Source organism: Cytobacillus gottheilii (assembly GCF_018582665.1).
GTDB lineage: Bacteria > Bacillota > Bacilli > Bacillales > Cytobacillaceae > Cytobacillus > Cytobacillus gottheilii.
Map to the genome: position 1 here is coordinate 4,228,050 of NZ_CP071709.1, position 21,550 is coordinate 4,249,599.

The 21,550-nt window shown below is 41.0% G+C and carries 21 protein-coding genes; 2 read left to right on the top strand and 19 right to left on the bottom strand.

Features of this window, described 5'->3' with window-relative positions; all coding sequences use genetic code 11:
• Nucleotides 1-122: 122 nt before the first annotated feature.
• Nucleotides 123-395, bottom strand: coding sequence for a sporulation transcriptional regulator SpoIIID (gene spoIIID / locus J1899_RS20830; protein ID WP_066442368.1), 273 nt, complete (start codon nt 393-395; stop codon nt 123-125).
• Nucleotides 396-1,111: 716 nt separating this feature from the next.
• Between spoIIID and J1899_RS20835 the strand changes: the two genes are divergently transcribed.
• The gene (locus J1899_RS20835) at nt 1,112-1,768 is read left to right on the top strand and encodes a LysM peptidoglycan-binding domain-containing protein (protein WP_214476470.1); all 657 of its coding nucleotides are present in this window, start codon (nt 1,112-1,114) and stop codon (nt 1,766-1,768) included.
• Between the two features lie 144 nt (nt 1,769-1,912).
• On the opposite strand, the gene spoIIQ is transcribed toward J1899_RS20835, so the two are convergent.
• Entirely contained in the window at nt 1,913-2,902 is a 990-nt protein-coding gene (gene spoIIQ / locus J1899_RS20840) for a stage II sporulation protein SpoIIQ (RefSeq protein WP_214476472.1), read from the bottom strand.
• Nucleotides 2,903-3,043: 141 nt separating this feature from the next.
• On the opposite strand from spoIIQ, the gene J1899_RS20845 reads away from it, so the two are divergent.
• Nucleotides 3,044-3,478 carry a VanZ family protein gene (locus J1899_RS20845; RefSeq protein ID WP_214476474.1) on the top strand — a complete coding sequence of 145 codons (435 nt, stop codon included), beginning with the start codon at nt 3,044-3,046 and terminating at the stop codon, nt 3,476-3,478.
• Between the two features lie 274 nt (nt 3,479-3,752).
• Here the strand turns inward: J1899_RS20845 and spoIID are convergent, their stop codons facing one another.
• The 17 genes from spoIID to glyA all read right to left on the bottom strand — a co-directional run bounded on the left by spoIID (nt 3,753) and on the right by glyA (nt 21,456).
• A complete protein-coding gene (gene spoIID / locus J1899_RS20850; RefSeq protein ID WP_214476476.1) occupies nt 3,753-4,772 on the bottom strand; it encodes a stage II sporulation protein D in 1,020 nt (339 codons plus the stop codon).
• Between the two features lie 273 nt (nt 4,773-5,045).
• Nucleotides 5,046-6,353, bottom strand: coding sequence for a UDP-N-acetylglucosamine 1-carboxyvinyltransferase (gene murA, locus J1899_RS20855; protein WP_066442362.1), 1,308 nt, complete (start codon nt 6,351-6,353; stop codon nt 5,046-5,048).
• A 33-nt stretch (nt 6,354-6,386) separates the two neighbouring features.
• The gene (locus J1899_RS20860; RefSeq protein WP_214476478.1) at nt 6,387-7,136 is read right to left on the bottom strand and encodes a YwmB family TATA-box binding protein; all 750 of its coding nucleotides are present in this window, start codon (nt 7,134-7,136) and stop codon (nt 6,387-6,389) included.
• 230 nt (nt 7,137-7,366) lie between these two features.
• The gene (locus tag J1899_RS20865; RefSeq protein ID WP_151573822.1) at nt 7,367-7,627 is read right to left on the bottom strand and encodes a DUF1146 family protein; all 261 of its coding nucleotides are present in this window, start codon (nt 7,625-7,627) and stop codon (nt 7,367-7,369) included.
• A 355-nt stretch (nt 7,628-7,982) separates the two neighbouring features.
• A complete protein-coding gene (locus tag J1899_RS20870; RefSeq protein ID WP_066442359.1) occupies nt 7,983-8,390 on the bottom strand; it encodes a F0F1 ATP synthase subunit epsilon in 408 nt (135 codons plus the stop codon).
• 22 nt (nt 8,391-8,412) lie between these two features.
• On the bottom strand, nt 8,413-9,831 hold the full coding sequence (gene atpD / locus J1899_RS20875) for a F0F1 ATP synthase subunit beta (protein ID WP_066442358.1): 1,419 nt from the start codon (nt 9,829-9,831) through the stop codon (nt 8,413-8,415).
• Between the two features lie 190 nt (nt 9,832-10,021).
• A complete protein-coding gene (locus J1899_RS20880; RefSeq protein WP_151573820.1) occupies nt 10,022-10,879 on the bottom strand; it encodes a F0F1 ATP synthase subunit gamma in 858 nt (285 codons plus the stop codon).
• 97 nt (nt 10,880-10,976) lie between these two features.
• Nucleotides 10,977-12,485, bottom strand: a complete 1,509-nt coding sequence (atpA, locus tag J1899_RS20885; RefSeq protein ID WP_214476480.1) for a F0F1 ATP synthase subunit alpha — start codon at nt 12,483-12,485, stop codon at nt 10,977-10,979.
• 24 nt (nt 12,486-12,509) lie between these two features.
• The gene (locus J1899_RS20890) at nt 12,510-13,046 is read right to left on the bottom strand and encodes a F0F1 ATP synthase subunit delta (protein ID WP_214476482.1); all 537 of its coding nucleotides are present in this window, start codon (nt 13,044-13,046) and stop codon (nt 12,510-12,512) included.
• The gene (atpF, locus tag J1899_RS20895) at nt 13,043-13,564 is read right to left on the bottom strand and encodes a F0F1 ATP synthase subunit B (protein WP_214476484.1); all 522 of its coding nucleotides are present in this window, start codon (nt 13,562-13,564) and stop codon (nt 13,043-13,045) included. The genes J1899_RS20890 and atpF overlap by 4 nt, the downstream gene beginning before the upstream one ends.
• Before the next feature lie 154 nt (nt 13,565-13,718).
• A complete protein-coding gene (gene atpE / locus J1899_RS20900; RefSeq protein ID WP_066442353.1) occupies nt 13,719-13,931 on the bottom strand; it encodes a F0F1 ATP synthase subunit C in 213 nt (70 codons plus the stop codon).
• A gap of 69 nt (nt 13,932-14,000) precedes the next feature.
• Nucleotides 14,001-14,714, bottom strand: a complete 714-nt coding sequence (atpB, locus tag J1899_RS20905; RefSeq protein ID WP_066442352.1) for a F0F1 ATP synthase subunit A — start codon at nt 14,712-14,714, stop codon at nt 14,001-14,003.
• A gap of 5 nt (nt 14,715-14,719) precedes the next feature.
• Nucleotides 14,720-15,109, bottom strand: coding sequence for an ATP synthase subunit I (locus J1899_RS20910; protein ID WP_066442351.1), 390 nt, complete (start codon nt 15,107-15,109; stop codon nt 14,720-14,722).
• A gap of 588 nt (nt 15,110-15,697) precedes the next feature.
• Nucleotides 15,698-17,950 carry a S8 family serine peptidase gene (locus tag J1899_RS20915; protein ID WP_214476485.1) on the bottom strand — a complete coding sequence of 751 codons (2,253 nt, stop codon included), beginning with the start codon at nt 17,948-17,950 and terminating at the stop codon, nt 15,698-15,700.
• A gap of 252 nt (nt 17,951-18,202) precedes the next feature.
• A complete protein-coding gene (wecB, locus tag J1899_RS20920) occupies nt 18,203-19,351 on the bottom strand; it encodes a non-hydrolyzing UDP-N-acetylglucosamine 2-epimerase (protein ID WP_214476487.1) in 1,149 nt (382 codons plus the stop codon).
• 17 nt (nt 19,352-19,368) lie between these two features.
• Nucleotides 19,369-19,998 (bottom strand): uracil phosphoribosyltransferase, encoded by a 630-nt coding sequence (gene upp / locus J1899_RS20925; RefSeq protein WP_066442348.1) that lies wholly within the window; start codon nt 19,996-19,998, stop codon nt 19,369-19,371.
• A 216-nt stretch (nt 19,999-20,214) separates the two neighbouring features.
• Nucleotides 20,215-21,456 (bottom strand): serine hydroxymethyltransferase, encoded by a 1,242-nt coding sequence (gene glyA / locus J1899_RS20930; protein WP_214476489.1) that lies wholly within the window; start codon nt 21,454-21,456, stop codon nt 20,215-20,217.
• Nucleotides 21,457-21,550: the final 94 nt, after the last annotated feature.

Genomic DNA, 21,550 nt, shown 5'->3' on the forward strand with positions numbered 1-21,550 from the left:
AATTTCTGGAAGAACCTAGGTCCCTTGTCCATCATATAAAAAACACAAACGGTATACATAGAATACAGAATACATTCTTTGCATACCGTTTGTGTTACGTCTTATTTTGTGTGGTTCCCTTATTAATTGATGGGCTCCCCCTCTAGCTCTTCCTTTTTGTACTTCATTTTAGTGGCTTCTCCCCCACGGAGATGTCTGATGGATTTATGATAATCTAAAATTTCCTTTACTTCATTTGCAAGATCGGGATTAATTTCAGGAAGTCTTTCTGTTAAATCTTTATGGACTGTACTTTTGGATACGCCAAACTCCTTCGCAATCACGCGAACTGTTTTTTTCGTCTCCACGATATACTTTCCAATCTTGATAGTTCTCTCTTTGATGTAATCGTGCACACCACTCGCCCTCCCTAAATTGGATGTGAGAAGTGTGAAATGAGACTCGCTTTTATCTTTGTCCTATACGATAGTCCGCACAACTTTCCTGCGGCAGAAAGGCAAAACCTTTCCATTTACCTGCTGTAAATAATCATCTGCTCCTGCTCATTCACTGATAGCATTAAAACGATACCCACCTCAAACATTCTCTTTGTAAGGTTTGTAACATTTTATTAGCTTGGATGAAGATATATGCACAATTTCATGAATCGGGACAAGTCATTGCTTATTTTTTTCAGAAAACTTACAAATTTGCTTGTTTCTTTCGGCAAGTTTTAAAAAATTTGGCTATATCATCCGTATTAGTCCGATAGTTTCGTGTAGTATGACCCATTTCTTTCAGCTGATTAAAAAATACCCTTAGGACAATATCTCTTAAAATTCTGCTGCCTTTCCCCCATTTGCATCATAAAAAAGGACAAACCTTATTCTCTCCGTATCCATCTGCCTAGCAATTCAATAATTCCTTTCCAATTTTGCAGTTCTATTCGTCTATTGAAGAGTTTTGTACTCACAATTTACGTGTATATAGTAACAAAAGCCATTATGATTTCTTGCCTATTGTCGCTTTGGGTCTATTCACATACACTTATGCTGACTAAAACGTTCATAAATATGGGTATACAGCCAGATTCACCCAAACATATATAAAAGATAAGTAAAGGAGATATGAGATGGAAAAAGCTGTTTTAAGACCTAGGAAGGCACGAATTGATGAAACGCGAAAGAAAAAAATGAGGATAAGAAATACAAAGCTTGCGACAGTCACGGTGGCAGCCGCTGTCACAGCTTCTGCTATTGGCCTTGGCGGAAAAGAAGCAAAGGCATCTGCAGGCACGTATGAAGTGGAAAAAGGCGATACGTTGTACCGAATTTCGAAGGATTTTGATTTAACCGTCCAGCAGCTCAAGGAAATGAACGACTTACACTCGGATAAAATTTTCCCCGGACAGAAACTGGAGGTGCCAACTGAATATCACACAACAGAAACCTTCCTTCAGCACGCAGCTATTTACACAGTAGTCCCCGGTGATACATTGTGGAGCATTGCAGACCGTTATGGCGTGCCAGTATCTGAATTAAAAAGCTTGAATCATCTTCAAAATGATATGGTGCTCATCCACCAGCGCCTGATCATTATGGAGGATATCGCTGTTCAATCTGCTAAAATTATCGGAGCAGCTGATAATTTTACCGTTGAATTTCAAACAGGCGGCCGCCATTTCGCCTTAAAAGTTCCTTATGGCACGGCACAGGAATATCAGCGCCTTGCGGGAAAAACGGTCATTGTGACACATAAAAATGGCTCTGTTATTAATATTCAGAAATAGAAGAGAAATTAAGTTTATCCTAGTGAATGTAAAGCTGGTGCTGCTTTTCACCTCAAATTCTTGAGTGCCATGCATACAGCTGAATCTAGTTCCTAAACAAGAACAAAAACCCGGACATTATGTCGGGTTTTCGTTTTTATCATCTTATGCGTTAGCTGAGTCCTCTTCAGAATGGTCACCAGTATGGTCCCCTTCTTCTTCAGAGCCGCCTTCTGTATCAGTTTCTTCATCAGAAGTGCCTTCATCTTCAGCTTGGTCATTTGGATTTGTTGTGCTGTCTTCACCAGGTGCTGTTTCAGTGCCTTCTTCTGGAGCAGAGCCATCTTCAGGCGCTGTTTCTTCTCCATCTTCAGGTTTTGCTTCCTCATCACCTTCAGGAGCAGAACTTTCTTCAGAGCCATCTTCATTGTCAGCTGCCTCTGTGTCTCCAGATAAATCAGCTTCCTGTAATGCACTTAGAGATTTGTTAAAATACTCATGCGGATTAACTGCCTGTCCATCCTTGCGAATTTCAAAGTGGACATGTACACCTGCATCTTCATTAAATAGACTTTGTCCTGCTTTAGCTAAAACATCGCCTTGCTTAACTTGATCGCCAACCTCAACATTCATCTCAGTAACAGATTGATATTGTGTTACAATACCTTCTGTATGTTCGATTTCAATTTTGTTTCCAAGCGTTCTATCTTCCTCGACCTTTGTCACTGTACCGCTTAGTGATGCAAGGACATCAAATGTCTCCCCATCCTTCATAGCGATATCTATACCAGTGCTAGGATGGTAGATGTTATTATAAACGATGAGCGCAGCCTCTTGATCTGCAGTGTCAGCACTATGATCATAGAACTGTGTTTGAATAACAGCAGTATCTTCATCAGCTACAGGCATTTTGAAGTCTTCTAGTGAATTTGTTACTTCAATTGCCGGTTCTTCTGTTTTGCCAGTAATATCGGTAGCTTCATGATCAAATTCATCTGACTCTATCGCGCTATCACTGCTATTTTGATACCATAGAACCGCCGATAAAATAATAGCTGCACTTGCAATGTAGATTGCTGGGAATGCCCAACGCTTCTTTAAAAAACGCTTAAAACTTGAATCTTGAGAAGATCGTTTCTTTTCTTCCTCTCTCATTATCATCACCTCAGCAATCAGTCTGAACAGATTGCAAGGATTATATACCTTTTTAAAAATATTTTTTTAGATGTTATTTTTCGACAAAGCTGATTGAATTATTCATATTTCTTATAACTTTTTTTCAAAGGAGTTTTTATCATGTTAAAATGGCTGCTTCGCCTCCTTCCTATTTCTTATATGATTCTTATTTGGATTCTATCAAGTCTCCCGCATAATGCAGTAGTAGAGTTGCCAGACTCCGCTTTTGATCGTTTCTTTAAAGAATCGATGCACCTTGTTGAATTTGGCATCCTCTATCTTCTGCTCGTTGGAGCTGCTTTCACTTTTAAACAACCCTTTACGTTTAAAATCAACCTGCTCCTGGCCGCTCTAGCCTGTCTCTATGGCGTTGTAGATGAAATACATCAGTACTTTGTGCCGTACCGTTCTGCAACCCTTATTGACGTTGTGAAGGATGTTATAGGTGTGGCAGTTGCTTATTGGGTCATTTCTCAAGCTGTTTTGGGAGAAAGGTTTCAAAAAATCGGCCGCTTTCTGGAAAGTATTAAAAGGGTGACGACTGCGCGGAAGTAATTGTGGTATTTTAGGTGAAAGGGAACGATGTACTAGAGTGACTTAGTGGTTCTCTGCTGTAAAATGGAGCAGTGATTGCAATATAGCGGAGTCTGGCATGTGGATATTCGCTGTCCTGGAAATATATTCGCCGTTAGCATAAACTTATTCGCTGTTAAAACATTATTTTCGCCGTTATCTCCATTTTTTCGCCCAAAATAATAATATATTCGCCAAACCAAACTTTACAGCAGCAAAAGCCGCCGAATGCCTTCGGCGGCTCTTTTGTTTCTGTCTATTTTTTCGCCATCACTTTAGCGAGCATCGTATCAGACGTTGAGATCTCGACTCCCTTATAATAATGATTGACGATTTCTTTATATGTTTTTCCTTCTGCAGCCATGCCATTGGCTCCGTATTGGCTCATGCCAACACCATGTCCATAGCCCTTTGTTTGAATGACCACATTATCGCCTTTTCTTTCCCATGTAAAATCGGTTGATCTTAATCCTAGTTTTTCACGGATATCGACACCTTTTAATTCCTTGCCATTAATATTCACCTTGGAGACTCTTTTTCCTGCTGTTCGTTCTGTTACACTTCCGATTGCTGGACCTTCCGGCAATGACACGCCCAGCTTCGCTTCAAAATCGGGCACTGCTATGACCAGTTGATCTGTAAACTCTGGTGATTTCTGATCCCATGGGCTCTCAACACTTTTTAAGTAGGGAATGGCATTTGTCCATACAGACTCTGAATTTTCGGTAAAGCCATTGCTCGTTGAAAAGAATTGTGCCTGTATAGGATTCCCTTCATAAGTAAGGATCTGACCTGCTGTAGCACGAACAGCTTCAGTCACCTTCTTAATATTAGAGTCATAATCTTCTTTCCACTGCTTCTTTAGCTCTTCTTTATTTTTATATACCTGATGATCGACCGTATCATACACTTGTGCATCTCCAGGAATATTCAGATCTTGATCCTTCATTAGATGCTGAACAATATAGGTTCTTGCTGTCAGCGCCTGTGCTTTTAAAGCTTCATCTTCAAACTCTGCAGGCATCTCAGCTGATACGACTCCAACTAAATAATCTTCCATTGCCAGGTTTTCAACCTTTTTTGTCGCTGTTCGGAACACAGCCACTTCAATGGCAGGTTCAGTGCCTGCTGGTTCAGCCACTGTTTCCTCCAGTTCTTCATCCAGCTTTCCTGTCTCTTCATTATTTGAAAATGGAATAACCAGAAGAGACGGAACAATGATCGTGACGGCAAAGAGAATCGACGCTAGTAGAATGAATGGTTTGATTTTTGTCATATGTAAGCCTCCGTAGTTTCAGTCTCATTCCATTCATATGGGATTGGACAAGCTAATATGACAAGTATTCGAAGAAATTTTGGGTGGCTGTTTCTGCCACTGTTTTAAGAGTTCAGCATAACTATTATAGCTAGAGAGCATTTGGTCACTGACAAGAATGAATTTAGCTGCCCAAATAAGCAACGGTACAATTATACATAAATAAAAAAACCGCATACCGTTCTGTCCTTACAGACAATTCGGTGTTGCGGTTTTTCAATATATTCCAGTTGATTAAGCGTTTAAATCTGTTACAAACTTTTCAGCTTGCTGCTCTTCAACTTCCGTAATACGTTCAATATCTGCACCTAACGCAGCCAGTTTTTCATGGAAGCTTACATATCCGCGATCAAGATGCTTTAGTTCTGTAACGCGTGTAATTCCATCAGCAACAAGACCTGTTAAAATTAACGCAGCAGCAGCACGAAGATCCGTTGCAGCTACTTCTGCTCCCTGCAGATTAGAAGGACCATTCATGATAACCGAGCGGCCTTCAATTTTGATTTCCGCGTTCATGCGGCGGAATTCTTCCACATGCATAAAACGGTTTTCGAACACAGTTTCTGTGATCACACTAGTGCCGTTTGCATGAAGCAATAACGCCATCATTTGTGCTTGCATATCAGTCGGGAATCCAGGATGAGGCATTGTTTTAATATCTACTGCTTTCAGCTTTTCAGGTGCTAATACACGCACACCTTCTGCCTCTTCAATAAATACAACACCCATCTCTTCCATTTTTGCGATTAAGGATGTAGAATGCTCTGGAACTGCTCCTTTAATGAGTACATCTCCACCTGTAATCGCTGCAGCAACCATAAATGTTCCTGCTTCAATGCGATCTGGAATTATGTTGTGGTCTGCTCCGAAAAGCATTTCCACTCCCTCAATGCGGATCGTTCCTGTACCTGCGCCTCTAACTTTTGCTCCCATGCTGTTTAGGAAATTAGCAAGGTCTACAATTTCAGGTTCTTTTGCAACGTTCTCAATAACTGTTGTACCAGTTGCAAGTGTTGCTGCCATCATAATGTTTTCCGTTGCGCCTACGCTTGGGAAATCTAAATATATTTTTGCTCCGCGCAGACGGCCATCTGCTGCTTCTGCTTCAACAAATCCATTTCCAACCTTTACTGTCGCTCCCATTGCTTCGAAGCCCTTTAAATGCTGATCAATTGGGCGAGAGCCGATTGCACAGCCCCCTGGCAATGCCACTCGTGCACGGCCATTTCTAGCAAGAAGCGGTCCCATTACTAATGAAGACGCCCGCATTTTACGAACATATTCAAAAGGTGCTTCTTCTCTTAACTCTCTTGATGCATTAACGATTACTGTATTATTATCAAACTCCACTTCGGCGTTTAAATAGCGTAATACTTCATTAATTGTAAATACATCGGAGAGAGTAGGGACATCACGAATTATGCTTTTTCCATCACTTGCTAACAGTGTAGCAGCGATAACCGGCAAAACAGCATTTTTTGCGCCTTCAACTTTAACAGTTCCGCTTAGCCGATTCCCGCCGCGGACGATGATTTTTTCCAAAGTGTATTCCCCTCCGCGTCCATTATCTCTATATTAATATTCAATCGTAATGATGGGTGTGCCAATAACTATGGTTGTATTAGCGCCCATCCCTTCAGTTCTTAATCCAATTTGTACATTCATTTTCTGTCCGCCAGCTGCAACCGATTCATGGAACATCGGTGAACTAGCAGTTGTCGAAACAAAATTTTCTTCTTCTAACGTTTCAATTTCTTCTGCATCAAATACTTCTAGTAAATGACTTGCAGTATTTGACAAAGACCCATTAATCTTATCATTGAATTCGCCTTTCATACAAGAGAAAATTGTGGTATTTCCGCGAAATAAGTCGGAAAGTCTGCTTTTCAGCTTATTTTCAGCCAACTGCTCTGTATCGCTGTTCCATAAGCTGCCTTTCATCTCATATGTCAAGTAGGATTGGATCTCTCCGCCAGCTTCTGCAGACATCATTTTAATGCTTTCAGCTATGCCTTCATCATCTGTTTTTGAAGCAGTTGCTTCCCATTGATCAGACTCTGACTTTACTGTCCATTCCCAATCAGCATATGCCTTTTTTAGCTGATTTGTGTATCCTTCAGCTTGATCAAGTGTTTCAAAACTTTCCATTTTTTCTCTTGCATGTAAAGACCACTCAGATATGATAATATTCTCGTCTTCCATTACAGAAGCAAACTTTGATAGGTCAAGCTCTTCATATGCTACAATCGTCTTATTCCCAATCGTTAAGCCCATAAAACCAATTACGGTAATAATTGCTAATAAAATCGCTTTTTTATCTTTCATTTTGAATCTCCTCCCCTTAGTATCATTGTTACCAAGGAGAAGCACGACATACTTAAAAACTCTCGTCACTTTTTGACAATCATCCAATATGTACTCATCAAATTCAGAATGTACTCTGTCTTTTGTCCAACTTTGAAAAATGCTTCACAAGAGTATAAAAACGCGTAATATTTTTTCACAACAAGAGAATCATACTGAAAAATTGCATAAAAGAAAACATGCACGAAGACCTATATTTGAGATAAGCCTATTGTTTGTAAGATAAGAGGCAGCTGCTGTGACCATAATAAGTAGTCAAGGAAAAAATTACTAGCAGCAGAACCAATTATGATGGATAAAAGGATATACAGAACTCTTGCCTGTACAACCCGATTTGGCTTTAATAATTGGTCTAGACGAATAGCCTGCAATGCCCACCAGGCAAGGGCAATAAATACAAGATGTGACATGATGCTGATGAGCGCCTGCTGCCCAAAGTCTCCTGTAATCATCCTAACTCCTCCTCCAGTTTAAAGGCATCCATAATAGACACTCCAAATCCATCCTATCATTCGACGTATATTCAAGCTAGTAAGTTACACTTTATTTAAAAAAATTTTACATTCATCAATAACTTTCCTTAATGAATGCTTTTAACTGCATTTAAACTTGTATTATTCTTGCACCGAATTGAGCGGTCTGCTGTAAGCTTGCGCTTTATCTGTTCTTGCACTAGGGATTTGAGGCAAAAGTGGTTGTTATACATTGAGAGGTTTTTATAACGAATGGATACGGAGTAATGAGCTAAATCAGCAGTATACTAAAAAACACCTCACAGTTAGTTCTGTGAGGTGCCTTTAACATTCATTAAAAATGTCTCTCAGATACGTTAATTCGATTCATGGCACGCTGAAGAGCAAGTTCTGCTCTGCGGAAATCAATATTCTCACGCTTCTGTTGGTGAAGACGTTCTTCAGCTCGAAGTTTTGCACTTTTAGCTCGTTCTACATCGATTTCTTCAGACTGCTCAGCTGATTGCGCCAAGATCGTCACCTTTTCAGGCTTTACTTCAATGAATCCGCCACTAACAGCGACTAAATCCGTTTTTCCGCCGTTTTTTAGACGGACAGCTCCAATTTGTAACGGTGCTACCATTGGAATATGGCCAGGCAAGATCCCGAGCTCACCGCTTGCGGCCTTTGTACTCACCATTTCTACGTCTGATTCATACACCGGGCCGTCGGGAGTAACAATATTGACATTGATTGTCTTCATTTTTTACCCTCCTGGTCCAGATTTAGACCTCTACGCCCATTTTCTTTGCACTTTCGATCACTTCTTCAATTCTTCCTACAAGACGGAAAGCATCTTCTGGTAAGTGATCGTATTTGCCTTCAAGAATTTCCTTGAAGCCTTTTACAGTTTCTTTAACAGGTACATATGATCCCGGCTGGCCAGTAAACTGCTCAGCAACGTGGAAGTTTTGTGATAAGAAGAACTGGATACGGCGAGCACGTGCAACGACTAATTTATCATCGTCTGAAAGCTCGTCCATACCAAGAATCGCAATGATATCTTGAAGTTCTCTGTAACGCTGTAATGTTTGCTGTACTTGACGAGCAATAGAGTAATGCTCTTCCCCTACGATTTCAGGTGATAGAGCACGGGAAGTAGATGCCAACGGATCTACCGCTGGGTAAATTCCCATCTCAGAAAGCTTACGCTCAAGGTTTGTTGTTGCATCTAAGTGAGCAAATGTTGTAGCTGGAGCCGGATCCGTATAGTCATCGGCAGGTACGTAAATTGCTTGGATAGATGTAACAGAACCTACGTTAGTAGATGTGATACGCTCTTGTAGTTTACCCATTTCTGTAGCAAGTGTTGGCTGGTAACCTACCGCTGAAGGCATACGGCCTAATAGGGCAGAAACCTCAGAACCTGCTTGTGTGAAACGGAAGATGTTATCCATGAAGAAAAGAACGTCTTGTCCTTGATCATCACGGAAGAATTCAGCCATTGTCAGACCCGTTAGAGCAACACGCATACGTGCTCCAGGCGGCTCGTTCATTTGTCCGAATACCATCGCTGTTTTCTTGATAACACCAGAATCAGTCATTTCATGGTAAAGGTCATTACCTTCACGTGTACGCTCACCAACACCGGCAAATACAGAGATACCACCGTGCTCTTGTGCGATATTATTAATTAATTCCTGAATTAAAACGGTTTTACCTACTCCGGCACCACCGAATAGACCGATCTTACCACCCTTAATATAAGGTGCAAGCAAGTCTACAACTTTAATACCAGTTTCTAAAATTTCTACTTCAGTTGAAAGCTGTTCAAATTTAGGTGCTTCTCTGTGGATTGAGTCACGGCGAATATCGCCAGCAATGACAGGATCCAAGTCAATTGTTTCACCAAGTACGTTAAATACACGCCCAAGTGTAACATCACCTACAGGAACAGAGATTGCTGAACCAGTATCAACAACTTCGCTTCCTCTTGTTAGACCATCAGTTGAAGACATTGCGATTGTACGTACAGTATCGTCACCTAAATGAAGGGCAACTTCAAGGGTTAAGCTGATTCCAGCTCCAGACTCACTCGCTGAATTGGAAATAGTCAAAGCATTATAGATCTCAGGAAGCTGACCGCTTTCGAACTTAACGTCAACAACTGGACCCATAACCTGAAGAACGCGTCCTTTATTCATCTTTTTCCCTCCTACTAGAAAAGCGTAAGCGCCTTTATAGATGCTGAAGCTAATCATTAATTTAAATATACATCTATTTTATAATCTCTTATTCATAAAAAATGACGCGGGCAGCTGTAAAAAACGGCATGCTTTCAAACATAGAAGCCAGAGCAACATCTCCAGCTTCCCCGTTTCATTCGTCATCTCTTTATTCTAATGCAGCTGCTCCGCCAACGATTTCCGTAATTTCCTGGGTAATCGCTGCTTGTCGAGCACGGTTGTATACCAGACTAAGAGAGCTGATCAGATCACTTGCATTATCAGTTGCATTCTTCATAGCTGTCATCCGGGCAGCATGTTCGCTTGCTTTGCTGTCCAGCAGTGAGCCATAGATGAGGCTCTCAGCATATTGAGGAAGAAGCACTTCTAAGATCTCTTCAGCATTTGGTTCGAATTCATATGAAGTCAAAGTGCCAGTAGATGAGATATCTGTAAGCGGAAGAAGTTTTCTCTCCGTTACATCCTGCTGAATCGCGCTGACATAATGACTGTAGTATAAATTAAGTTCATCAAATGTTTCATCTAAGTACATTCCGACTGTTTTGCTGGTAATATCTTTAATTTCCGTAAATGACGGCTGATCAGATACTGCAACAATATCAAGAATCACATTCATGCCACGCTTCTTGAAGAAATCACGGCCAGTTCTGCCGATTGCGATGATCGCATATTCATCAGTTGATTTATGGCGTTTTTGGATTGTTTGATATACAGTTCGGATAATATTGCTATTGTATGCACCAGCTAAGCCACGATCAGATGTTATTACTAAATAACCAGTTTTCTTAACCGGCCGGCTAGTAAGCATCGGATGATTTGCATCCTGGCTGCCAAGTGCGATTGAGGCAGTAACCTCTTGAATCTTTTCCATGTAAGGAACAAATGACTTAGCATTCATTTCTGCACGGTTCATCTTAGCTGCAGATACCATCTGCATGGCTTTTGTTATTTGACTCGTCTTCTTTGTAGAAGTAATACGAGATTTTATATCGCGTAATGATGCCACAGGTTCTCACCACCCTCATTCAAAGTTTGTTGACTAAAATAGGAGCCTGATAGGATTTTAGGAGAGGCTTCCCTCTCCAATACTCGAAAGACTTCTATTATTCAGATACTGCGAACGTTTTCTTGAAATCATTGATCGCAGCAGCCATATCGTCATCAGAAGGAAGCTCTTTCGTTGTTACGATATGATCAAGCAACTCTTTTCGGTTGTGGTCTAACCATGTTAAATATTCATCTTCGAAGCGGAGGATATCATTTACAGGGATATCATCCAGGAAGCCGCGTGTAAGTGCATAAAGAATCGCAACTTGCTTTTCAACCTTTAAAGGTTTGTTCAAGTCTTGCTTCAACACTTCAACCGTACGAGCACCACGATTTAATTTTGCTTGTGTAGCTTTATCAAGATCAGATCCAAACTGAGCAAATGATTCAAGTTCACGGTAAGAAGCAAGGTCAAGACGCAGAGTACCTGCAACCTTTTTCATAGCTTTGATCTGTGCAGATCCACCTACACGTGATACAGAAAGACCTGCGTTAATCGCCGGACGAACACCGGAGAAGAAAAGGTCTGACTGAAGGAAGATTTGTCCATCAGTAATGGAAATAACGTTTGTAGGAATGTAAGCAGATACGTCACCTGCTTGTGTTTCAATAAATGGCAATGCTGTAATAGAACCTGCGCCCTTTGCATCGCTCAATTTAGCTGCACGCTCTAATAGACGGCTATGCAGGTAGAAAACATCCCCTGGATATGCTTCACGGCCCGGAGGACGACGCAATAATAGGGAAAGCTCACGATATGCAGATGCTTGCTTAGTTAAGTCATCATACACAACAAGCACATGCTTGCCGTTATACATGAACTCCTCAGCCATTGATACACCAGCATAAGGTGCTAAATATAGCAATGGTGCAGGCTGTGAAGCAGATGCAGTCACAACAATTGTATATTCTAAAGCACCATTTTTACGCAATGTTTCTACAGCGTTACGAACTGTAGATTCTTTTTGTCCAATCGCAACATAGATACATACCATATTTTGATCCGCCTGGTTCAAAATAGTATCAATTGCAACGGATGTTTTACCTGTTTGACGGTCACCGATAATAAGCTCACGCTGTCCGCGGCCAATTGGCACAAGAGCATCGATTGCTTTAATACCTGTCTGCAATGGTTCATGAACAGATTTACGATCCATAACACCAGGAGCCGGGCTTTCAATTGGACGTGATTTAGTTGTGTTGATTGGACCCATTCCATCAACAGGCTGTCCAAGAGGATTCACTACGCGGCCAATCAGTTCTTCACCAACCGGTACTTCCATGATGCGGCCTGTGCGGCGCACTTCGCCACCTTCACGGATTTCTGTGAATGGTCCTAAAATGATAATACCAACGTTATTTTCTTCCAGGTTTTGTGCCATACCCATAACGCCGTTTGAAAATTCAACAAGTTCTCCAGCCATGACATTGTCGAGGCCATGAACACGGGCAATACCATCTCCAACAGAGATTACAGTACCCACTTCACTTACTTGAATTTCCGACTGATAGTTTTCAATTTGCTTCTTTATCAGTGCACTGATTTCTTCAGCTTTGATGCTCATGAGTTTCACCCCTATCTACGAATCTTATCCTAACAATTGACGCTCAAGACGATCTAACTTACCGCGCAGGCTTCCATCGAAAATAGTATTCCCAATTCGAAGCTTAATACCGCCCAGCAGATTAGTGTCTATAATATTGTCAATACGAAGTGATGTTTTTCCAATCTTTGCTGCAAATGTTGCTGATAAAGCTTGTTTTTCAGCGTCAGTCAATGGTCTTGTTGTATAAACCTTTGCTTCAGCAATTCCTCTAGCTTCATTTGCAAGTCCGATAAATTGATCTGCCACTTCAGCAATAATATCCTCGCGGTGGCGTTCAATTAATATCATTAATGTATTTACAACGAAAGCGTTTAACGAAGCAAAAGCATCCTTTACAATCTCTTTCTTCTTTTGAATAGAAATTTTCGGAGATTGAAATAGCATTTGGAATTCTTCGCTATTTTGAATGACATCTTTTACTACGAGTAACTCTTGCTCCATGCTGTCGATCAGCTGGTGTTCTTTGGCAAGGTCAAAAAGAGCAATTGCATAGCGTTTTGAAACCGCAGCGCTCTTCATCGTTTTTCCCCTGCCTCTTTAATATATTCATCAATTAACTGCTGTTGGTCTTCTGCAGTTAATTCTTTTTCGATAACTTTAGACGCAATTAAAACGGAAAGTGATGCTACTTGATCACGAATTGCCGCTACAGCCTGTTCCTTCTGCTGTTCAATTTCGAGTGCAGCAGATTCTTTCAGGCGCTGTGCTTCTTTTTGTGCCAACTCAGTAATTTCCTGGCCTTGAATGTCTGCTTGTTTCTTTGCATTGTCAATTAATGTTTGTGCTTCTGTACGAGCTTCTGTTAATAACTGACGCTGTTCGTCCAGATACTTTTTCGCCTCAACTCTGCTAGTTTCAGCTGCTGTAATTTCGTTTGCAATGTATTCTTCACGCTGCTGCATCATGCCCATTAATGGACCCCATGCAAACTTTTTTATTAAAAATAGCAATATAATAAATGTGAAGATTGTAAAAATGATATCTCCACCGGTAAATACACCAGAAGATGCCCCTAAGGCAAAACCATTTAATAGCACGGACGAGTTCACTCCCTTCAGAAATCTTCATCTGGAATCTAAGATAGTATCCATATTTCGTTCGATAATTGATTCACTAATCCAAATATTAGGCATAAAGGAATGGCGAAGGTTCTTATCGATCGACTTCGCCATTTCTAATTTTATATACCGATTATTGACCCATTACCATAAACGCGATAACAACCGCCATGATTGGAATCGCCTCTACGAAAGCTACCCCGATGAACATTGTAGATTGAAGCATACCACGAGCTTCTGGCTGACGAGCGATTCCTTCCACTGTACGAGAAACGATCATACCGTTACCTAAACCTGCACCTAATGCTGCTAAACCAATTGCGATTGCTGCTGCTATTGCACCCATTTTGTATTTCCTCCTTGAATTGTATATAGTTTATTTTTGTTTTGTTCAATAAGCTGAACATATAATATATTAATGGTCATGATTTACTTTATGAGACATGTAGACCATTGCTAACAGAGTAAAGATAAATGCTTGGATAGAACCGATAAATACGGAGAATCCTTGCCATACTACCGTTAATGGAATTGCTAGTATGGTTCCCCACCAGGTTGAGTATGCGAGGGAAGTAGAGAGTAGAGAAAGTAAAATTTCACCCGCGTAAATATTTCCATATAAACGAAGACCTAGTGTTAATGTGTTTGAAAATTCTTCTACAAGCTTCAGCGGGAACATAAACGCCTTTGGCCTAAAGAAGTCTTTACCATATTCTTTTAACCCTTTCATTTTCACACCATAGTAGTGTGATAGCGCGATCACCATCGCCGCAAGGGTTAATGTTATGATTGGATCAGCGGTAGGTGATTTCCACCATAGTTCATGGTCGAGGACTACAGCGAATGGCAGACCTAACATATTGGAAACGAATATGAACATAATAAGTGTGATTCCTAACACATGGAATCTTCCACCTGTTTTCCAATCCATTGAACTGTTAATAATGTTTTTAACGAAGTCCATAACCCACTCAATGAAATTCTGCTTGCCCGTTGGTTTCATAGAAAGGTTGCGGGTACAGACGTACGCTATAATAAATACGATAATACTAGCTACAGTTATCATGAGTATATTAGATAAATTAAAATGCAAACCCATGATATCTACAGTAGGAGCACCATGATTCAAATTTTTCACCTCTCTCCCTTGCTGAGTGCTGATTGTAATGTCTGGATGGCAAAATCTATCATAATGACAATATAAGCTGTCATTAATCCTATAATTACACTGATAAAATGCACTTGATCAGGATATCTCGTGGCAATCAGCACTGCTAATGCAGCTACTGCCATTCTAGAGATCATTCCGATTGAATACACTTTTCGGCCAGTGGCAACCGCTTCTCCAAATTGATCTATTTTTCTGACCATTGACCATAAAATATACATACTCAAGGCTGTTCCAATGATTAAACCTAAGTATATATGCTGATGTGACGTGAATCCCCAGCCAAGAACATAGATCGCTAGAAGATAGAACATATACTTTCTTTGCCTAATAAACATTAATTTAAATTCTGGCATATCCCTTTTCTCCTGTCTGCCGTAGAGAACCATTTACCAACGGCCATATTCATCCTCTTATTAATAGTATGTATGGATTTCTTTTTAAAAGAGGGAGAAGTGCCTGCGCCAAAAACAACAAGAAAAGAGCAACAGAAAAAGCGTATTAATTGATCGGATTTATACAGCAGGTTCAAATTCTTCCCTTTCAAAACTACACGATTTTATGTATTAAAAACCAAATGCAAAGGGAGGTTTAAAACCTTAACAACATGCCAATATTGCTTTGTAAACCCTATCAATTATACCCTTTGTAAGCATACAATAGGGGCTTGTCAATGTCAATGCGTTTCAGGTCAAAAAGTTCACAACCTAAACCTGGAAAAATAAGAGTTCACATATTGTTCATATTTTTTCTTTTTTACCTCTTGAAAGCTTTTTACAGCTATGATTCTTATGTAAATTCTGTTTTAAAATGCAGTTTATAAGAGAAGGATTATTGAATAAAACTATTTAAAGAGAGGCTGCTGCTCTTTGGTTTCCAAAAAGAAATCCACTGTCCATTTGCTCTGGATAGTGGATTTCTATAAGATGTTAATTGCACAATGGTCAGTTTAGATTTTTGGACTCAGCCTTCTCGTTCTGCTGTGTTAATTCACCATGCGGGCCAACAACTAAATAGGTTTCAATCCAGTCCTCTTTGCCTGATTTTTTTGCAAATATCTTCGTTAAGTAAAGGCCAGTGGCCGGCAGCTTAGATTCTTCTATTTCCTCTTCCAGCTGTCCTTTCTTCACTTTCCGTTTCCAATCAAGAAAACCAATAAACCGAAGACTTTCCGGATCAAACAGAGCGATTCCGAATTCTTCTGCACCGCCAGGAAGATATGCTTCGTAGCGGTATACACCAGGTTTATCGCCTTTTCCAATTGCAAAGCCCATCACTCGTGGATAATTAGGTTCCTCTAGTACATATAAGTAAGGAATCTTAATCTTCTCTGCTCCGGCGTTTAACGTTAGGCTTCCATCATATATTTTTTCGGTAAGTTTTCTCGGGTCGGCTGACATTTTGATTTCAACTTTCTTTCTTTTACCTGGTGCGATTTGAAATGAAAGCGGCAGTTCCCACTGAATCCCTTCAACTTTGTGCGGAATGTTAAATGAATAGGTTTTTTCTGATCTGCCTGTATTCTCTATTTCAATAGATGTTGTATGCATATGCTGCTGATCGGCAAGCTTAAACTTCCCAAACTGCAGAGAACCCGGCATCACCAGCGACTCTGTTTTTAAGGCTTTTTCCAGCTGAATCCTTCCTGCACCTTGTTCGTAAGTTTTGTACGGAAGTCCCGTTTGATTCACAAGCTGTTTCGCCGTATTCATTAAAGCTGACTTAATCTGTTCAGGTCCCCAATCAGGGTGGGCCTGTTTTAAAAGTGCACATGCTCCTGCTACATGCGGCGCTGCCATACTTGTTCCCTGAAGCGGGAGATAACCGCCTGGGATAGTGCTTTTAATCGCTACTCCCGGAGCAACTACATCCGGCTTAATTTCCCATGTAGAAGTTACAGGGCCGCGCGAACTGAAATCAGCTAATAAATCTTTTTCTTCTATTATATTGGTCTGCGCTAACAAGGGTTTGTTTTTCAATTTTTTAATAAGACGGTTTCCATCTTTTTTTGAAAGCGAAGCTGCAGGAATATGATGTTTGCCTTCAAGATTTCCTTGGAAATGACCATTTGTATTGTTATAAATCACAACTGCTTCAGCGCCTGCTTCATACGCATTTTGACATTTTTCCGAAAAAGTCAGCTCGCCTCGTTCAATAAGCACGATTTTCCCTTTCACATTCTTTAAATCCCTTTTTGTGCCGATCCCACCGTCTGCAAGGGGATATGATTTATCAAGCTTCCATGCAGGAGAACCCTGCAATAGCTGCAGGCGCGTGTTTCTTCCTTCTACTTTTAGATACGGAATCATGAGAGAGGGAGTGGATGCACCTACAGAGATAGCTTTCGCAGCAGTACCTGGCGAACCGACACTCCAAATATTAGGACCCGAATTGCCTGATGATGCGACAGCTGTAATTCCTTCGTCAACCGCCTTATTTAATGCCATGCTAATCGGCAGGTCTGGCCCGTTAACATTGTTGCCTAGTGATAAATTTAATACATCGACCTTATCTTTAATGGCTTCTTCGACCGCTGCAATAACTTGCTCCGTTGTGCCGCTGCCTCCTGGCCCTAATGCACGATAGGCAATAATCGTTGCTTCTGGCGCAACCCCCTTTAATCTGCCGTTCGCAGCGATAATGCCTGCAACATGAGTTCCATGCAGAGTGAATTTTCCTCCAGCAGCCCTTGTTTCCATCGGATCATCATCCTCGTCAACAACATCATGACCGCCTCCATAATTCCTGGCCAGATCCGGATGATGATAATCAACACCTGTATCAATAATACCTACTTTCACTCCTTTCCCAGTTAACCGATGATCTGCTTCATCAAAATAACCACGGATTAAATCCCCGCCAATCAATTCAATATTATTTTCTGAGTGTACAGTATACGTGTTAACAGAAGAGATAAAGGAAACAGCTGCCTCCTCCTTCAATTCTTGAATTGCAGATGAATTCCCTTTAACAGAGATTGCGTTTAAGGCAATATGATAAGTACGGCGGACCTCAAGCCCTGCCTCAATGGCACGCTCTTTCACACTTTGAACATTTTGCCCGTCCTTTAGTACAATGATTGCTACCTCTTCACCGTCCTCCATACCAGGAATCGGCGGTGTCTCCAGTGGGGTGCTATATGCAGATAAGGGGAAAATAAGGATAAAAACAAGAAACAATAAAAGAAAATATCTCATAGCGATGCACCTCTTTTTACTGCTTAGCGTTTTCTTTTTGAGATGGGAGTATGCATCTTTTGCTGAAATGCCTGATTGGGTGGTGGGAACGTGTAAAAACGGTCCTATTAGGCTGCCTTTTTGATATCTTTAATTTAAGCAAATCCTTAAATTTCGTAAGAATTTACAAAAAAGCAGTCCAATTCAATAAGAATCAGACTGCTTCTGCTGCTTTACTAACCGAAGTGATACCACGGTAAGGCAAAGTTTATTTTATTGCGGATTATATTCTTCCGGACGGTTTTCCAGCTGTTTAAAATGATAGCGGATTGCCTCGCAAATACGATAAGAAGCATGTCCATCGCCATACGGATTGACAGCATGAGCCATTTTTTTGTATGCCTCTTCATCTGTCAATAGCTCCGTTGCCATCTCATAGATTGGCTGTTCTTCAATTCCTGCTAACTTTAATGTGCCTGCTTGGATTCCTTCTGGACGTTCTGTTGTATCACGAAGAACAAGAACCGGTACACCAAGAGAAGGAGCCTCCTCTTGAACACCGCCAGAATCTGTCAAAATTAAATAGGCACGGGAAGCAAAATTATGGAAATCAATCACATCAAGCGGTTCAATTAAGTGAATGCGATCATCATTCCCTAAAATTTCCCCGGCAATTTCCCGAACAGCCGGATTCATATGAACAGGATATACAACTTGAATATCTGACTGCTCGTCTACAAGCCGTTTAATCGCTTTAAACATATTGCGCATCGGCTCACCAAGATTTTCACGGCGGTGTGCAGTTAGTAATACAAGGCGATCAGATCCAACCTTGTCGAGCACTTCATGATGATATTCATCTTTAACTGTTGTTTTCAAAGCATCGATTGCGGTATTGCCAGTTACAAAAATGCTTTCTTCCTTTTTATTTTCACGAACTAAATTCTGTGACGACTGCAGAGTTGGAGAGAAATGCAGATCAGCCATCACACCTGTAAGCTGACGATTCATTTCTTCCGGGAATGGCGAGTACTTATTCCATGTCCGCAGTCCTGCTTCAACATGTCCTACAGGAATCTGATTGTAAAATGCAGCAAGTCCTGCAATAAATGTCGTTGTTGTATCACCATGCACCAGAACAATGTCAGGCTTAACTTCCTTCATAATAGCATCCAAGCCTTCCAACCCTCTTGTTGTAACATCAATTAGGGTTTGGCGATTCTTCATAATATTTAAATCATGGTCAGGTGTAATTCCAAAGATCGTCAGCACTTGGTCAAGCATTTCACGGTGCTGAGCCGTAACAGTAACAATAGATTCAAAGTGCTCAGGATATTTTTGCAGTTCAAGTACAAGCGGCGCCATCTTAATCGCTTCTGGTCTTGTTCCAAAAATCGTCATTACTTTTATTGGACTTTTCATGATCATCTTCTCCTCCCTTATTTTGTGCCAAATAAACGGTCGCCGGCATCGCCAAGACCTGGAACAATATAACCATGGTCATTTAACTTTTCATCAAGTGCAGCAATATAGATATCAACATCCGGATGTGCTTCCTTCACCGCTTCTACCCCTTCTGGAGCAGCAATTAAGCACATAAATTTAATATGTTTACCGCCGCGTTTTTTCAGGGAATTAATCGCTTCAATCGCAGATCCTCCTGTTGCAAGCATCGGATCCACAACGATAAAATCTCTTTCTTCCACATCACTTGGAAGCTTTGCATAATATTCAACCGGCATTAATGTTTCAGGATCACGGTAAAGTCCGATATGTCCAACCTTTGCAGCTGGGATCAGCTTCAGAATTCCATCTACCATTCCAATGCCCGCACGCAAAATCGGAATGATCCCCAATTTTTTACCGGAAAGCACTTTTGACTTCGTGGATTTTACTGGTGTTTCAATTTCGATTTCTTCCAAAGGCATGTCTCTCGTTATTTCAAATGCCATTAACGTCGCAACCTCATCAACAAGCTCCCTGAATTCTTTTGTACCCGTATTCTTTTCACGTATGTATGTTAGTTTATGCTGAATTAATGGATGATCAAATACATATACCTTTGCCATCGAAATCTCTCCTTTTTTGTTTAAAATGGTTCTGTTTGCACTTCGTCTAATTTTACAGAAAAATAAATACGAGGGCAACTATCAAAGCAAATTGTTAAGGAAGTGTCATGAAAGTAAGAATATAAGTGAAGGAAGACGCACAACTGATGTCTGTTTCTCAGCAGCAAATAAAATCCCGGCCAGATGAATCTGACCGGGATTTCGATTTATTTTCTATTATCTCTCAGGATAAAGTGTAAATTGGCTTGTTAAAGCTTCTACACGCTGCTTTGCTTCTGAAAGCTTTTCTTCATTTTCATGATTTTTCAGCGTTAATGCAATAATAGAAGCAATTTCATCCATTTCTTTTTCACCAAAACCGCGTGATGTAACAGCAGCCGTTCCAATACGAACACCGCTAGTGACAAACGGGCTTTGCGGATCAAATGGAATTGTGTTTTTATTGACGGTAATACCGATCTCATCCAAGACTTTTTCCGCTACTTTTCCAGTTAAATCTAAAGAGCGCAAATCAATAAGTAAAAGGTGATTATCAGTTCCGCCAGAAACTAGGTTAATTTCTTCTTTCGCAAGTGCCGCCGCAAGACGCTGAGCATTTTGAATAATGCTGCCCGCGTAGTCCTTGAAGCTGTCCTGCAGCGCCTCACCAAAGGCAACTGCTTTAGCAGCAATCACATGCATAAGCGGTCCGCCTTGAAGACCAGGGAAGATGGATTTATCAATCTTTTTAGCAAACTCTTCTTTGCAAAGAATCATGCCGCCGCGCGGTCCGCGTAATGTTTTATGTGTTGTTGTTGTGACAAAGTCAGCATAAGGCACTGGATTTTCGTGAAGGCCCGCAGCAACTAAACCTGCGATATGGGCCATGTCTACCATTAGATAAGCGCCCACTTCATCGGCAATTTCACGGAATCGCTTGAAGTGGATCGCACGAGGATATGCACTTGCACCCGCAACAATCAGCTTCGGCTTATGCTCACGCGCTTTTTCAAGGACATCATCATAGTTAATGTATTGCGTTTGCTCATCAACACCATATTCAACAAAGTTATATTGAATTCCACTGAAGTTTACTGGACTTCCATGTGTTAAATGTCCGCCATGTGAAAGATTCATACCAAGAACGGTATCACCATGCTGAAGTACTGTATAATAAACAGCCATGTTTGCCTGTGCACCAGAATGCGGCTGCACATTGGCATGCTCCGCTCCGAAAATTTGCTTCGCGCGATCACGGGCAAGATCCTCAGCTACATCCACATGCTCACAGCCGCCATAATATCGGCGTCCCGGGTAGCCTTCTGCGTATTTATTAGTCAGTACAGAGCCCTGTGCTTCCATTACGGCTTCGCTGACAAAGTTTTCGGACGCAATTAACTCAATTTTTGTTCTCTGTCTCTTAAGCTCATCTTGAATCGACTGAAAAACCTGCTCATCCTGCTGTGCTAAATGCTTCATTTATAATCCTCCCCTTGTCCAACAGCTTATTATCGCGTTCTTCACAAACAGACTTGTTCCTAAAAAGGCAAGTCATCCCGCCGTGAGGCCATGA

Coding starts and splice junctions, on each gene's coding strand:
- J1899_RS20835 (WP_214476470.1), top strand. CDS start 1,112: ATGGAAAAAGCTGTTTTAAGACCTAGGAAGGCACGAATTGATGAAACG.
- spoIIQ (WP_214476472.1), bottom strand. CDS start 2,902: ATGAGAGAGGAAGAAAAGAAACGATCTTCTCAAGATTCAAGTTTTAAG.
- J1899_RS20845 (WP_214476474.1), top strand. CDS start 3,044: ATGTTAAAATGGCTGCTTCGCCTCCTTCCTATTTCTTATATGATTCTT.
- spoIID (WP_214476476.1), bottom strand. CDS start 4,772: ATGACAAAAATCAAACCATTCATTCTACTAGCGTCGATTCTCTTTGCC.
- J1899_RS20860 (WP_214476478.1), bottom strand. CDS start 7,136: ATGAAAGATAAAAAAGCGATTTTATTAGCAATTATTACCGTAATTGGT.
- J1899_RS20865 (WP_151573822.1), bottom strand. CDS start 7,627: ATGATTACAGGAGACTTTGGGCAGCAGGCGCTCATCAGCATCATGTCA.
- J1899_RS20870 (WP_066442359.1), bottom strand. CDS start 8,390: ATGAAGACAATCAATGTCAATATTGTTACTCCCGACGGCCCGGTGTAT.
- atpD (WP_066442358.1), bottom strand. CDS start 9,831: ATGAATAAAGGACGCGTTCTTCAGGTTATGGGTCCAGTTGTTGACGTT.
- atpA (WP_214476480.1), bottom strand. CDS start 12,485: ATGAGCATCAAAGCTGAAGAAATCAGTGCACTGATAAAGAAGCAAATT.
- J1899_RS20890 (WP_214476482.1), bottom strand. CDS start 13,046: ATGAAGAGCGCTGCGGTTTCAAAACGCTATGCAATTGCTCTTTTTGAC.
- atpE (WP_066442353.1), bottom strand. CDS start 13,931: ATGGGTGCAATAGCAGCAGCAATCGCAATTGGTTTAGCAGCATTAGGT.
- J1899_RS20910 (WP_066442351.1), bottom strand. CDS start 15,109: ATGCCAGAATTTAAATTAATGTTTATTAGGCAAAGAAAGTATATGTTC.
- J1899_RS20915 (WP_214476485.1), bottom strand. CDS start 17,950: ATGAGATATTTTCTTTTATTGTTTCTTGTTTTTATCCTTATTTTCCCC.
- wecB (WP_214476487.1), bottom strand. CDS start 19,351: ATGAAAAGTCCAATAAAAGTAATGACGATTTTTGGAACAAGACCAGAA.
- upp (WP_066442348.1), bottom strand. CDS start 19,998: ATGGCAAAGGTATATGTATTTGATCATCCATTAATTCAGCATAAACTA.
- glyA (WP_214476489.1), bottom strand. CDS start 21,456: ATGAAGCATTTAGCACAGCAGGATGAGCAGGTTTTTCAGTCGATTCAA.